A 13,503-nucleotide genomic window follows, 5' to 3' on the forward strand; every position below is an offset into this window, starting at 1 on the left:
TTAAAATCATGAATTTTATTAAAATGAGTTTTGATATTGAAATGGCTAGTCGAGCATTACCAACAGAAAGATCAACTCAGCTTCTAGTTGAATTCACGATTAATAAAAAAGGAAAAATAGAAAACGTAAACGCCAAAGCCAATCATAGAGCAATAGCTATTGAAGCTATTAAAGTAACCAAAAGACTCCCAAAATTTAAAGCTCCTGGAATTTCTAAAGGTATTGCAGTAGACACACCTTTTAGTTTATTAATGACGTTATATTTTCAATAGAAACCAACTTAATTACTTTAAAAACTATAACTTTATATTTATAAACTGTTACAGTAATGTTCGGAAAAAAGAAAACAAAGCCATCCATAGATCAAGAGCAATTAGCTTTAATTAAAACTGCAGAAAAACGCATCAAACAAAAAAAGCGCTTGTACATTCATTTTGTAGTGTTTCTTATTGGTGCTGTATTTCTTATTCTTGCAAATACAGTATTAGGAATTGGTAAAGATTTTAAAATTGCTGGGCTTGAATGGTTTGTAATTGCTATAGGAATTTGGTTGTTCTTATTAGTGTACCACTTCATTAGTGTTTTTGTTACTCATAACTTTATGGGTAAAGCTTGGGAAGATAGACAGCGAGAAGTTTTAGTCTCCAAACAACAAGATCGTATTGAACAACTCAAACTAGAATACTTGAAAGAAGAAAAAGAAATTGCAAAATCTAAGGCTTACAATGAAGTATTAGAAGTTAATCCGAGTTCAGAAAAAAAAGGTTCAGAATTGACTATAATAGTCGCTGCAGGTGAAAACAATGCCATTGGAAAAGACAACGATTTAATTTGGCATTTAAGTAATGATTTAAAACGATTTAAGAAACTCACCAATGGTCATCATATTATAATGGGGAGAAAAACGTTTGAAAGTTTTCCAAAACCATTACCTAATAGAATTCACATCGTGATTACACGACAGTCTAATTATGAAGCACCAGAAGGTGTTATTGTTGTAAATAGTCTTGAAGATGCGATTAATAAAGCTAAAAGTGACCAACAACCTTTCATTATTGGTGGTGGTGAAATTTACAAGCAATCTATGGCTTTCGCAGATAAACTTGAACTCACTAGAGTGCATTCAAGTTTTGAAAATGCCGATACTTATTTCCCAGAAATTGATGAAACCCAATGGAAAGAAATGAATCGTACTACTCATGATGCAGATGAAAAACATGAGCATGCCTTCTCTTTTATTACATACATTAGAAAGTAATCTCGTTTACTCGTCATAGTTTTTTTGATAGATTTCATCTACCAGACAACCTTTTATTAAATAATTACGTCTTATTAAATAAGTAGTATCTTTTAGGAATCAATTGCAATTGTAACGCTTTTCAATTCGCATCGTCTTATTTATATAATCAATCAAAAAACACACTTCAATGAGTACACTAACAATCAAAAATCTTTCAAAAACTTATGCTAATGGAGTCAAAGCACTAGACAATGTTAGCTTAGAACTTGAAAATGGAATGTTTGGTCTTTTAGGACCAAATGGCGCTGGGAAATCGTCTTTAATGAGAACCCTTGCAACGCTACAAGAAGCCGATTCTGGAACTGCCACTTTAGATGATATCGACATCTTAAATCAACCAGCAGAATTACGTAAAGTTTTAGGCTATTTGCCACAAGAATTTGGTGTATACCCTAGAATTACAGCTGAACAATTATTAACACATTTAGCCATCTTAAAAGGAATTACAAATGCTAAAGAACGAAAACTACTTGTTGATTATCTTCTAGATAAAGTGAATCTATATGAAAAACGGAATAAATCTGTAAAAGGGTTTTCTGGCGGAATGAAACAACGTGTTGGTATCGCTCAGGCATTAATTGGTAATCCTAAATTAATTATCGTTGATGAGCCTACAGCTGGATTAGATCCAGGAGAGCGTAATCGTTTCTACAATTTACTCGCTGATGTTGGGAAGGAAGTCATTGTTATTTTATCTACTCATATCGTTGAAGATGTTCACGAATTGTGCACAAAAATGGCAATTATGAATATAGGTGAAATCGTTTATCATGGTTCTCCTAAAGATGCAACTGAAGCACTTAATGGTAAAGTCTTCCAAAGAATTGTTAGTAGAGATGAGCTTCAAAATTATGCTAAAGATTATAAAATTATATCAAATAAAATGGTAGGTGGACAACCACTTATACATGTATTTAGTGATGAGCATCCGCAAAACGGATTTGAAAAAGTAACTCCTAACCTAGAGGATGTCTTCTTTTCTAAAATCAACACTTCTAACATACTTGTTTAATCAAACCTAACCATTTAATCATGTTTAAAACATTCTTTTTATCGGAATTAAAATATACCCTAAAACAACCTATGGTGTATATTTTTATATTCATTTTAGCATTATTAGAATTCTTTGCCACAGTTAGCGACAACGTAACAGTTGGTGGAGCTATTGGTAACGTCTATCGTAATTCGCCATATACCATAACAATTCATGTTACTGTCTTCTGTATTTTCAGCCTTTTAATGGCTGTTGCATTCTTTAATAATGCAGCTTTGAGAGATCATAATAATGAATTTAATGAAATTCTTTTTACTACGCCCTTAAGTAAACCTGGTTACTTTTTTGGACGCTTTTTTGGCGCTTTAATCGTTTCAACCCTTCCATTATTAGGCGTTTTTATAGGGATGCTGGTTGGAACTTATGTCAATTCTATTTTCGAATGGATTGATCCGTCTCGATTTGGCGACTTTTATATCGAAACTTTTATAAACAACTATTTACTATTCATCTTACCAAACATGTTTCTTGCTGGCGCAGTAATCTTTGCAATGGCAAACAAATGGAAAAGTACTGTTATCTCGTTTGTTGGTGGTTTGGTTATTATTGTTGCTTATATCGTTGCAGGTTCACTATCATCTGACGTAGACAATGAAACTATAGCTGCACTAACAGATATCTTTGGCATTAACACCTATTCTATTGAAACTAAATACTTTACTCCTGCAGACAAAAACACAATAAGCCCTGGGTTTTCAGGTGTGTTATTTTGGAATCGTTTGATTTGGATTGGCGTAGGAATAGTAATTTTAATGCTATCTTATTTCAATTTTTCTTTCAAAAAGAAGAATAAAAAAATCAAGAAAGTAAAGCAAAGTACTTCAATAAAAGAGGTGAGTTTCATTCTTCCTAAGTTGAATCCTTCATATGATGCTTCAACAAATTGGCTTCAGTTTAAAAGTTTCTTTTACACTAATTTTTTGAGCATCATAAAGAGTGTTACTTTTAAAATCTTATTTCTGTTTTGTATTATTATTTTATTCACAGATTTGTTACAAGGCTTTGAATATTTTGGACTACAGTCTTACCCACTAACCTACAAATTGATAGATTCTATAAAGGACAATACTAATATCTTTACCATTATCATTCTTATTTTTTTTAGTGGTGAATTAATTTGGAGAGATAGAGACAGTAAAATCAATGAAGTGATTGATGCTACAGCGCACACCTCATTTATTTCAATGGCTGCAAAGGCTTTATCATTGGTATGTATTACCTCAATATTAAATTTATTCTTTATTATTATTGCAGTAATCTATCAGCTACTAAACGGGTTCACTCGTATTGAATTAGATGTATACTTACTCGATTTCTTTTACGAAAATTTAGCACTATATATCGTTTTTGGTGGCATTATGATAATGATCCAAGTACTATCAAGTAACAAGTATATTGGTTATTTTATTTCTGTATTAGTTTTAATGGTGTGGGAAATTATCTTAAGTATTTTAGACATCTCAACTAACATGTTAGATATTGGCGGAAGTGCTTCGGTAATGTACTCAGATATGAATGGTTTTGGACCAGGTTTAAAAAGCACTCTATGGTTTAATCTTTACTGGATTTTATTATCTGTAATAGGATTATTGATAGCTGGCGCTTTATGGAATCGTGGTTCTAAAAGTTCACTCTTAAGCCGAATAAAAACAGCTCGTAAAGAAGTTCCTAAAAGTTATAGAAGCTTTATTGCTATCCTTTCTGTGATATGGCTTGGAGTGGCTGCTTTTGTGTATTACAATACTCAAGTTTTGAACCCTTATCGCTCTGGAGATACAACAGAACAACTTCAGGCAGATTTTGAAAAAAAATATAGCAAGTACAAAGACGCTGTACACCCTAAAGTTACTGATGCTAAATATTATATAGATATTTTTCCTAACAAAAGAGACGTTTATGTAAAAGCAGATATTGAATTAACAAATGAATCTAATCAAGCAATTGATTCATTACACTTTTTTAATAATGAAGGTTGGGATACTAAACTAAATATTCCTAATGCAAAACCAGTTTTTAAAGACAGTACTTACTTATACACTATCTATAAGTTGAATCCAGCTTTACAACCTGGCGAAACTATAGTCATGAGCGTAGATAATAAATATATCACTAAAGGTTTTGAAAATAGTATTGGCTCAACTATGATTGTCAAAAACGGAACCTTTATAAATAATGGTGATGTTTTACCAACCATGGGTTACAATGAAGCTTATGAACTTAGTGATAAAAACACTCGAAAAAAATATGATCTAGAACCCAAAGAACGTACCCCAAAACTAACTAGTGAAATAAGTGAGTTACATTATCGAAATTATCTAGATAATGGTCAGTCAGATTTTATTAATGTAGAAACTGTGATTTCAACTATAAAAGAGCAAACTGCTATTGCTCCTGGTTCACTAATTAAAAAATGGAGCGACAACGGAAGAGATTATTATCATTATAAAACCGATACACCTTCCTTGAATTTTTATTCATTTATGTCTGCTGATTACCAAATCAAAAAACGCAAATGGAATGGTATTGATATAGAAGTTTATTATGATGAAAAACATCCTGAAAATGTAGATATGATGTTAGATGCTGTTGAACGGTCTTTAGCTTATTTTACAAAAAATTTCGGTCCATATTATCACAAACAATGCAGAATAATTGAGTTCCCTAGGTATGCCTCTTTTGCTCAGGCTTTTCCAGGAACGATGCCATACTCTGAAGCTATTGGATTTATAATTAATCTTGAAGACGAAACAAAAAACAACGTTGTAGATGCCGTAATTGCTCATGAAATGGCGCATCAGTGGTGGGCACACCAACTTATAGGTGTCAACATGCAAGGTTCAACACTATTAAGTGAAGGGTTTTCTCAATACGCATCTAGAATGACCTCTAAAGAAATTGCTAAAAGTCCGATGGAAATGAGAGACCTCCTTAAATACGATCATGATCGATATTTAAGAGGACGAAGTGGTGAGCGTCTTAAAGAACTACCTCTTTACAAAGTAGAGAATCAACAATATATTCACTACGGAAAAGGAAGTGTTATTCTTTACGCATTACAGGATTATATTGGCGAGGATAAAGTAAATCTAGCCATGAAAAATTTCTTAGAAGAATATCGTTACAAAAAGCCACCTTATCCAACATCTTTAGACTTTTTAAGACATTTAGAACCTCAAGTACCTGATTCTCTTAATTATTTAATTAAAGATTGGTTCAAAGAAATCACGCTTTACGATAACCGTTTAAATGAAGCGACCTATAAAGCTTTAGATAATGGCAAGTTTGAAATAACTTTAGAAATAGAAAGCTCAAAAATAAAATCAGATAGTTTAGGAAATGAAACTAAAACACCTATTAATGATTGGATTGATGTTGGTTTCTTTATGGATGATGATGAAAAACAATTATACCAACAAAAGCGAATGAAATTTAACAAGGAAACATCTACTATAAAAGTTCAGCTAGACTCACTTCCAGTTAAAGCAGCTATAGATCCAAGACATCTTTTAATAGATCGTGTATTCAAGGATAACATTAAAAGTATAAGTCAAGAAAACTAATTTGAGTAAGCTCAATCAAAACACCCTAAATCATCAATTTGGTTTAGGGTGTTTTTTATTGTAATATTCATTACTTTCGAAGCATGGTAAAAGCTTTACAACTTCGCATCAACCTTCATGAAGAAGGAAAACCTGATGGACTCCTGCACAAGGCGGCCTATGATTTGGGTGTTACATCCTCAGATATTACTGGAATCAAAATTTTGAGAAAGTCTATTGATGCTAGAAAGCGACGAATCATGTTTAACTACAAAGTTGAAGTTTATATCAATGAACCTGTGCCCGAAAACTCAGCATATACCTTTGACTATAAAGACGTATCAACTGCAAAACCTATTCATATTATAGGATTTGGACCAGCAGGAATGTGGGCAGCATTGCGTTGTATAGAATTAGGGTTTAAGCCAATCGTTTTAGAACGTGGAAAAAACGTTCAAGATAGACGACGTGATTTAAAAGCAATTAATCAAGACCATTATGTAAATGAAGACTCTAATTATTGTTTTGGTGAGGGAGGAGCTGGCACATACAGTGATGGTAAATTATATACTCGTAGTTTAAAACGTGGTGATGTTAGAAAAATATTTGAAAATCTTGTGTTTCATGGTGCAACAGATCAAATTCTAGTAGATGCGCATCCACATATTGGCACAAACAAATTACCGAAAGTAGTTCAAAACATAAGAGAAACTATTCTTAAACATGGTGGTGAAATTCACTTTGAATCAAGGGTAACAGACTTCACACTAATAGAAAATAAAATTAAAACTATTCACATTCAAAATGGAAAAGAACTTGACGTTGAAAAAGTCATTTTAGCTACTGGACATTCAGCTCGTGATATTTTTTATTTATTGAATGATAAAAACATCAAATTAAAAGCTAAATCATTTGCCATGGGAGTTCGTGTAGAACACCCACAAGATATCATTGATGGCATCCAATATCACTGTAATGGTGAAAAACGTGATGAATTATTACCTGCAGCTTCCTACAGTTTAGTACAACAAGTAAATAATCGTGGCGTATACTCATTTTGTATGTGTCCTGGCGGATTTATTGTTCCTGCAGCAACAGCAAATGGTGAAGTTGTAGTTAATGGAATGTCTCCTTCAAAACGAAATAACTTGTATGCTAATTCTGGTATTGTAGTTGAAATTAACTCTGATAAAGATTTATACAAGTACGATCATTTTGGTGAATTAAAGGGCTTAGAATATCAAAAAGATTTAGAACGTTTGGCATTTACCTCTGGCGGAAGAAAGCAATCTGCTCCTGCACAAAGACTAACCGATTTTGTTGAAGGAAAACTGTCTGCGACTTTAAACGAGACCTCTTATCAGCCAGGCTTAAAATCGGCACCTTTACATTCTTTATTACCTAAATTAATTGGCAGCTCATTACGTAAAGGTTTTAAAGCTTTTGGAGAAAAAATGCATGGTTATTATACTGAAGAAGCGAATATTATTGGCGTTGAATCAAGAACCTCATCTCCAGTAAACATTCCTAGAAATGAAAGCTTATCACATCCTGAAATCACAAATCTTTACCCTTGTGGCGAAGGCGGAGGTTATGCTGGTGGAATCATTTCTGCAGCAATGGATGGTGAAAGATGTGCTGAAGCGGCAACTTCAAATTTATAAGTTCAATATTATTCCTATTTTTGCAGCATAAATTGTGATTATTATGAATGCATATATATTTCCAGGTCAAGGTGCTCAATTCTCAGGAATGGGATTAGACCTTTATGAAAATTCCCCTCTAGCTCAAGAACTTTTCGAAAAAGCCAATCAAATATTAGGTTTTCCTATAACAGATATTATGTTTGAAGGTTCAGCTGAGGACTTAAAAGAAACTAAAGTAACGCAACCAGCCATCTTTTTACATTCTGTAATTTTAGCAAAAACACTAGGTGATAGTTTTAAACCTGATATGGTTGCAGGTCATTCGCTTGGTGAGTTTTCTGCACTAGTTGCTGCAGGCGCTTTAACCTTTGAAGACGGTTTAAAACTAGTCTCTCAAAGAGCGCAAGCAATGCAAAAAGCATGTGAAATTCAACCTAGTACAATGGCAGCTGTTTTAGGATTAGAAGATGATATAGTTGAAAATGTATGTGCAAATACTGAAGGTATTGTTGTTGCTGCAAATTATAATTGTCCAGGTCAATTAGTGATTTCTGGTGAAGTTGATGCTATTAATAGAGCCTGTGAAACATTAAAAGAAGCAGGCGCTCGTCGTGCTTTAGTATTGCCTGTTGGTGGTGCTTTTCATTCTCCAATGATGGAACCAGCCCGTGAAGAATTGGCAGCAGCAATTGAAAATACTACATTTTCTAAACCATACTGTCCTATCTATCAAAATGTAACTGCTTCTGCTATTACAAACGAAAATGAAATTAAAGCTAACTTAATTTCACAATTAACAGCTCCTGTTCGTTGGACACAATCTGTTCAACAAATGATTGCAGATGGTGCAAATCACTTTACAGAAGTTGGACCAGGAAAAGTATTACAAGGATTAGTTAAGAAAATTAATAGAGCATCTGAAACTGCTTCAGCAACCTTTGAAACGAACGCTTAATACGTATGAAGTTATCAAGAAATGTAGGCATTATTTTGCTTATTATAATTAACATTGCTATTGATCAGATTTCAAAAGTATTAGTTAGAGCTAATATAGAATCTAGAGAAGTCATAGAACTTATTGGTGATAAATTTATATTAACCAATGTCTATAATAAAGGTGCTTTTCTAGGGATGGGAAGTGACATGAGTGATACACTGAGACTTCTATTTTTATTAATTCTACCAACATTAGTATTAGGTTATCTTATATACTACATCATTACAAATAAAACACTAGATCAATTAAGTACTATTGCTCTAAGCTGCATAGCTGGTGGAGGAATTGCAAATGTTTTTGATCGAATTGCTTTCGGTCAAGTAACTGACTTCTTCTTTATTGATTTAGGCGGTGTTTTTAAAACAGGCATATTTAATATAGCAGACATGTCAGTTACATTTGGGATGATTGTACTTATATACAGTTGGTTTATAGCGTCTAAGAAAAAATAAGCCGTTTAACAAAATGTAAAAAGCCGTTTCAAATTGAAGCGGCTTTTTTTTTGTTATGTTTCTTAATCTTAAAGATTGCGAATTTTTCTCTCCCATTTCCAAGCAGATAACATGGCATCATCAAGCGTAGATTTTGCTTTCCAACCTAAAACAGCATTTGCTTTTTCAGTATTTGCAAAAGCTTTTACAATATCACCTTCTCGCCTTGGCGCAATCTTATAATTAAGAGATTGCCCAGAAACCTTGTTAAAAGATTGAATAACTTCTAATACAGAACTCCCAACTCCTGTACCAACATTAAAGGTTTCAAAATTAGATTGGTTATTATTTTCTAAAAGTCGCTCTAAAGCAACCACATGAGCTTTTGCTAAGTCAACAACATGAATATAATCTCTAATACATGTTCCATCTGGTGTTTTATAATCATCACCAAAAACTGACAAACACTCACGAAGACCAGCTCCCGTTTGCGTAATAAATGGCACTAAATTTTGAGGCACTCCTATAGGTAATTCTCCTATTTCAGCCGATGGATGAGCTCCAATTGGATTAAAATAACGTAAGGCTACAGCATTTAAATTTACATTTACCTTACATGTATCTTTTATAATTTCTTCGCCTATTTGCTTTGTATTACCATAAGGAGATTCGGCTGGTTTAACTGGAGCACTTTCCGTAATTGGCATCTCATCAGCTTGGCCATATACAGTACATGAAGAACTAAAAATAAAATTAGAAGTTTCTAACTTAAGAACAGCTTTCAGCATATAAATAAGTGTGTTGAGATTATTCTCATAATACAACAATGGCTTATCAACACTTTCACCAACCGCTTTACTTGCTGCAAAATGAATCACTCCGGAGATATCATTATGGCTTTGAAAAAACTGTTCTAATGCTGCTTTATCTTTTAAATCTAATTTTTCAAAAATCGGAGTTATTCCAGTGATGCTTGTAATTCCCTCAAGAACCTGTATAGATGAATTTGATAAATCGTCAATAATAACAACTTCGTAACCTTCATTCTGCAACTCTACTACTGTATGAGAACCAATGAAACCTAGTCCACCAGTTACAAGAATTTTTTTCATTGATATTATGACTTTACAAAATTGATTACTGTAGAAGTGATAAATTCGATTTGCTCATCATCTAATTCAGTATGCATAGGCAAAGAAATAACTTCTTTCACCAATTGATTTGTTACTACAAAATCAGCTTCATTATATCGTGTATCTAGATATGCTTTCTGTAAATGTAGAGGAATAGGATAATAAACTCCACATGGAATACCTTTTTCATTTAAATGCTTTACTAAAGCATCTCTATCTGTATTTAAAACTCGAAGTGTATATTGATGAAACACATGACAATCGCATGTTTCACAAATAGATTTACTGTCACATTTTCCACTAGGAGTAATAATATTGTCTATACTTTCAAAAGCATCACTATAAGCTCTTGCAGCTTTACGTCTTTCAGAATTATAGGAATCTAATCGTTTCAATTTTATATCTAATATTGCGGCTTGAATGGAATCTAATCTAGAATTCACACCAACAACATCGTGATGGTACCTTACATACATTCCATGATTTACAATACCTCTAATAGTATGCGCTAATTCGTCATCGTTAGTAAAAATCGCTCCTCCATCTCCATAGCAACCTAGATTTTTAGATGGAAAAAATGATGTTGAAGCAACATGACCAATTGTTCCGGCTTTTGCTTTTCTACCATCGCTATATGTATATGTTGATCCAATGCCTTGAGCATTATCTTCAATTACAAAAAGATTATGATCTTCAGCAATCTGCATAATCGCTTCCATATTTGCACACATACCAAATAAGTGTACTGGTACAATTGCTTTCGTTTTCGGTGTGATAGCCTTTTTTATGGCATCTATATCTATATTAAATGTCACAGGGTCAACATCAACTAACACTGGAGTCAATTGTAATAATGCTATAACTTCAACAGTAGCTGCAAAAGTAAAATCGGCAGTTATTACCTCATCTCCTGGCTTTAAACCCAATCCCATCATAGCAATTTGTAACGCATCGGTTCCATTTGCACAAGGGATCACATGTTTAACGGCTAAATAATCTTCGAGATTTTTTTGAAACCCATGAACTTTTGGGCCATTAATATATGCTGTAGAATCTAACACCTCTAAAACAGAGCTATCAACCTCAGCTTTTATTTTGCTATATTGACCTTTAAGGTCAACCATTTGAATTTTTTTCATATCATACGAAATTACGAAATTCATAAGCATTAAGCAATGAAATTATTTCAAAGAACTGTATTTTAGCAGTAACATAAATGTTTACATATTGTATAATTTAGGCATATATATACTTTCTTTTGTTTTAAATATGGTCTCGTTTTTTAATCCTAAGATTCGAAAAGGGGTTATCGGTCGTAAACAAACATTTGAGATACTGAAAAATAATTTGTCACAAAATGATAAAACCATTTGGTTTCATTGTGCATCACTTGGTGAATATGAACAAGGCTTACCTGTATTTGAAGCGATTAGAAGCAACTATCCCAATTACAAAATTATATTAACGTTCTTCTCTCCTTCTGGATATGAGATACGTAATAACTCACCTGTAGCAGATGTCGTAACGTATTTACCATTAGATACAAAAACAAATGCAAGGCGATTTCTAAACCTTATAAATCCCGAATTTACAGTTTTTGTAAAGTATGATATTTGGCCAAATTTTTTAAATGAACTACGAGAAAGACATGGACGTGCAATATTAATTTCAGCTCTATTCAGAAAAAATCATTCTTATTTTAAATGGTATGGAAGTCACCTTCGAAAAGCGTTACATGGATTCGAGAAGATTTTTGTCCAAAATGAAAAATCAAAACAATTACTCGAAAACATAAATATTACAAATGTTATTGTTTCTGGTGACACAAGATATGATCGTGTTTCTAATCAATTATTACAAGATAATAGCTTGAATTTTATTTCTGAATTTAAAGCGAACAGTTTATGCGTAGTTATAGGAAGTTCTTGGCCTGAAGATGAATCTATACTTATGCCATACATTAATAAAAATGCATCTAAAGATTTAAAGTTTATTATCGCTCCTCATAATGTCAACAAAATTCAGATTGATACAATTATAAAACAACTAGACATCAAACATATTTTGTATTCAGAGATGAATAATAAATCAATTAATGACTATTCGGTATTTATAATAGATACCATTGGTCTATTAACTAAAATATATAGTTATGCTGATATTGCATTTGTAGGTGGAGCAATGGGTTCAACTGGACTTCATAATATTTTAGAACCAGCAGTATTTGGAATCCCCATTATTATTGGTAAAAATTATGACAAATTTCCGGAAGCAAAAATAATGATTGAAAATGGAGGTGTCATAACTGTAGACAACAAAGTTAAACTCGAAAACGAACTAGATCGATTGGTTAATTTCTCAGAGAACAGAAAAGAACTTGGTGCAATAAATGAAACATTTATCAAAAAAAATAGAGGAGCTGTCAACCAAATCATAGATTATGCACGTATATAAGACTGAAATTGTAAGTAAAGCCTTGTCTTGTTAACAAAAAGTTAATTTTTTCAAGGTCATTTCAATATAACTTATTAATTTCGTGTATTATTAATTAACACTAAAACTATTACAATGAAAAAATTATTATTAAACATGGTATTGGTATTGGCACTTATTGTATCTGTATCATGTAGAGAAACAAAAGAAGGAGCTGAAGCTGCTGGTGATGCAGTTGAGAATGCTGCTGATGCTGCTGGTGATGCCGTAAACGATGCTGCTGATGCTGTAGGTGAAGCTGCAAGTGATGCTGCTGATGCTGCTGGTGACGCAATGAATGACGCTAAAGACGCTGCTGGAAATGCAGTTGATTCTGCTAAAGATGCTGCTAGTGATGCTGTTGATTCTGCTAAAGATGCTGCTGGTGATGCTGCCGACAAAGCTAAAGATGCAGTTAACGATGCTGTTGATGGTGCTAAAGACGCTGCAAAGGACGCTGCTAATGATGCTGTAGACAAAGCAAAAGAAAAAGGAGCTGATGCTCTAAACAAAATGAAAAAGGACAACTAAGATTAACTTAGTTTAGATAAAAAAGGTCTGATTTTAATCAGGCCTTTTTTATTATACCATTACAAATAAAAAAAGCCTTTATCTTTCGATAAAGGCTTTAGTACTGAAGACGGGACTTGAACCCGTACGTCCCAAGGGACATTGGATTTTAAGTCCAACGTGTCTACCAATTCCACCACTTCAGCATTTAGATGTACTTAACGTACAAATTGGTATATTTTTATAGGTTTAGAGCGAAAGACGGGATTTGAACCCGCGACCCCCACCTTGGCAAGGTGATGCTCTACCCCTGAGCTACTTTCGCGTAATTAAGCTATTTTAAATGAACATCATTCGTTATGAATGCGGATGCAAATTTAATACAATTCTATAAATTCAAAAGTATTTTCCTTTAAAACTT

Annotated in this window: 10 protein-coding genes, 2 tRNA genes and 1 pseudogene; 9 read left to right on the forward strand and 4 right to left on the reverse strand. The window is 33.0% G+C overall.

What is annotated here, in order from left to right; all coding sequences use genetic code 11:
- From AB8B90_RS02965 to lspA, 7 genes and pseudogenes are all read left to right on the forward strand, one after another.
- Nucleotides 1-272: pseudogene (locus tag AB8B90_RS02965) on the forward strand (hypothetical protein); the annotation flags it as partial.
- Between the two features lie 56 nt (nt 273-328).
- The gene (locus AB8B90_RS02970; protein ID WP_405333483.1) at nt 329-1,258 is read left to right on the forward strand and encodes a dihydrofolate reductase; all 930 of its coding nucleotides are present in this window, start codon (nt 329-331) and stop codon (nt 1,256-1,258) included.
- 169 nt (nt 1,259-1,427) lie between these two features.
- The gene (locus tag AB8B90_RS02975) at nt 1,428-2,312 is read left to right on the forward strand and encodes an ABC transporter ATP-binding protein (RefSeq protein ID WP_405333484.1); all 885 of its coding nucleotides are present in this window, start codon (nt 1,428-1,430) and stop codon (nt 2,310-2,312) included.
- A gap of 20 nt (nt 2,313-2,332) precedes the next feature.
- On the forward strand, nt 2,333-5,914 hold the full coding sequence (locus tag AB8B90_RS02980) for a M1 family aminopeptidase (protein ID WP_405333486.1): 3,582 nt from the start codon (nt 2,333-2,335) through the stop codon (nt 5,912-5,914).
- Nucleotides 5,915-5,997: 83 nt separating this feature from the next.
- Entirely contained in the window at nt 5,998-7,557 is a 1,560-nt protein-coding gene (locus AB8B90_RS02985) for an NAD(P)/FAD-dependent oxidoreductase (RefSeq protein ID WP_405333488.1), read from the forward strand.
- A gap of 43 nt (nt 7,558-7,600) precedes the next feature.
- The gene (gene fabD / locus AB8B90_RS02990) at nt 7,601-8,494 is read left to right on the forward strand and encodes an ACP S-malonyltransferase (RefSeq protein WP_405333490.1); all 894 of its coding nucleotides are present in this window, start codon (nt 7,601-7,603) and stop codon (nt 8,492-8,494) included.
- Nucleotides 8,495-8,499: 5 nt separating this feature from the next.
- Nucleotides 8,500-8,988 (forward strand): signal peptidase II, encoded by a 489-nt coding sequence (lspA, locus tag AB8B90_RS02995; protein WP_405333492.1) that lies wholly within the window; start codon nt 8,500-8,502, stop codon nt 8,986-8,988.
- A gap of 68 nt (nt 8,989-9,056) precedes the next feature.
- Here the strand turns inward: lspA and galE are convergent, their stop codons facing one another.
- Nucleotides 9,057-10,079, reverse strand: a complete 1,023-nt coding sequence (galE, locus tag AB8B90_RS03000) for a UDP-glucose 4-epimerase GalE (protein WP_405333494.1) — start codon at nt 10,077-10,079, stop codon at nt 9,057-9,059.
- A 5-nt stretch (nt 10,080-10,084) separates the two neighbouring features.
- The gene (locus AB8B90_RS03005) at nt 10,085-11,239 is read right to left on the reverse strand and encodes a DegT/DnrJ/EryC1/StrS family aminotransferase (protein WP_405333496.1); all 1,155 of its coding nucleotides are present in this window, start codon (nt 11,237-11,239) and stop codon (nt 10,085-10,087) included.
- Nucleotides 11,240-11,369: 130 nt separating this feature from the next.
- Here AB8B90_RS03005 and AB8B90_RS03010 point away from each other — a divergent pair, with 130 nt between their 5' ends.
- On the forward strand, nt 11,370-12,554 hold the full coding sequence (locus AB8B90_RS03010; RefSeq protein WP_405333498.1) for a 3-deoxy-D-manno-octulosonic acid transferase: 1,185 nt from the start codon (nt 11,370-11,372) through the stop codon (nt 12,552-12,554).
- 114 nt (nt 12,555-12,668) lie between these two features.
- Complete coding sequence (locus tag AB8B90_RS03015) at nt 12,669-13,103, forward strand: hypothetical protein (protein WP_405333500.1); 435 nt, start codon at nt 12,669-12,671, stop codon at nt 13,101-13,103.
- A 101-nt stretch (nt 13,104-13,204) separates the two neighbouring features.
- On the opposite strand, the gene AB8B90_RS03020 is transcribed toward AB8B90_RS03015, so the two are convergent.
- Both AB8B90_RS03020 and AB8B90_RS03025 read right to left on the reverse strand, forming a co-directional pair.
- Nucleotides 13,205-13,288: transfer RNA gene (locus AB8B90_RS03020), tRNA-Leu, on the reverse strand.
- 47 nt (nt 13,289-13,335) lie between these two features.
- Nucleotides 13,336-13,407 (reverse strand) — tRNA-Gly (locus tag AB8B90_RS03025).
- Between the last annotated feature and the right edge of the window lie 96 nt (nt 13,408-13,503).

The organism is Psychroserpens sp. (assembly GCF_045105015.1).
In the GTDB taxonomy this organism is placed as follows: domain Bacteria; phylum Bacteroidota; class Bacteroidia; order Flavobacteriales; family Flavobacteriaceae; genus Psychroserpens.

Coding starts and splice junctions, on each gene's coding strand:
- AB8B90_RS02970 (WP_405333483.1), top strand. CDS start 329: ATGTTCGGAAAAAAGAAAACAAAGCCATCCATAGATCAAGAGCAATTA.
- AB8B90_RS02975 (WP_405333484.1), top strand. CDS start 1,428: ATGAGTACACTAACAATCAAAAATCTTTCAAAAACTTATGCTAATGGA.
- AB8B90_RS02980 (WP_405333486.1), top strand. CDS start 2,333: ATGTTTAAAACATTCTTTTTATCGGAATTAAAATATACCCTAAAACAA.
- AB8B90_RS02985 (WP_405333488.1), top strand. CDS start 5,998: ATGGTAAAAGCTTTACAACTTCGCATCAACCTTCATGAAGAAGGAAAA.
- fabD (WP_405333490.1), top strand. CDS start 7,601: ATGAATGCATATATATTTCCAGGTCAAGGTGCTCAATTCTCAGGAATG.
- lspA (WP_405333492.1), top strand. CDS start 8,500: ATGAAGTTATCAAGAAATGTAGGCATTATTTTGCTTATTATAATTAAC.
- galE (WP_405333494.1), bottom strand. CDS start 10,079: ATGAAAAAAATTCTTGTAACTGGTGGACTAGGTTTCATTGGTTCTCAT.
- AB8B90_RS03005 (WP_405333496.1), bottom strand. CDS start 11,239: ATGAAAAAAATTCAAATGGTTGACCTTAAAGGTCAATATAGCAAAATA.
- AB8B90_RS03010 (WP_405333498.1), top strand. CDS start 11,370: ATGGTCTCGTTTTTTAATCCTAAGATTCGAAAAGGGGTTATCGGTCGT.
- AB8B90_RS03015 (WP_405333500.1), top strand. CDS start 12,669: ATGAAAAAATTATTATTAAACATGGTATTGGTATTGGCACTTATTGTA.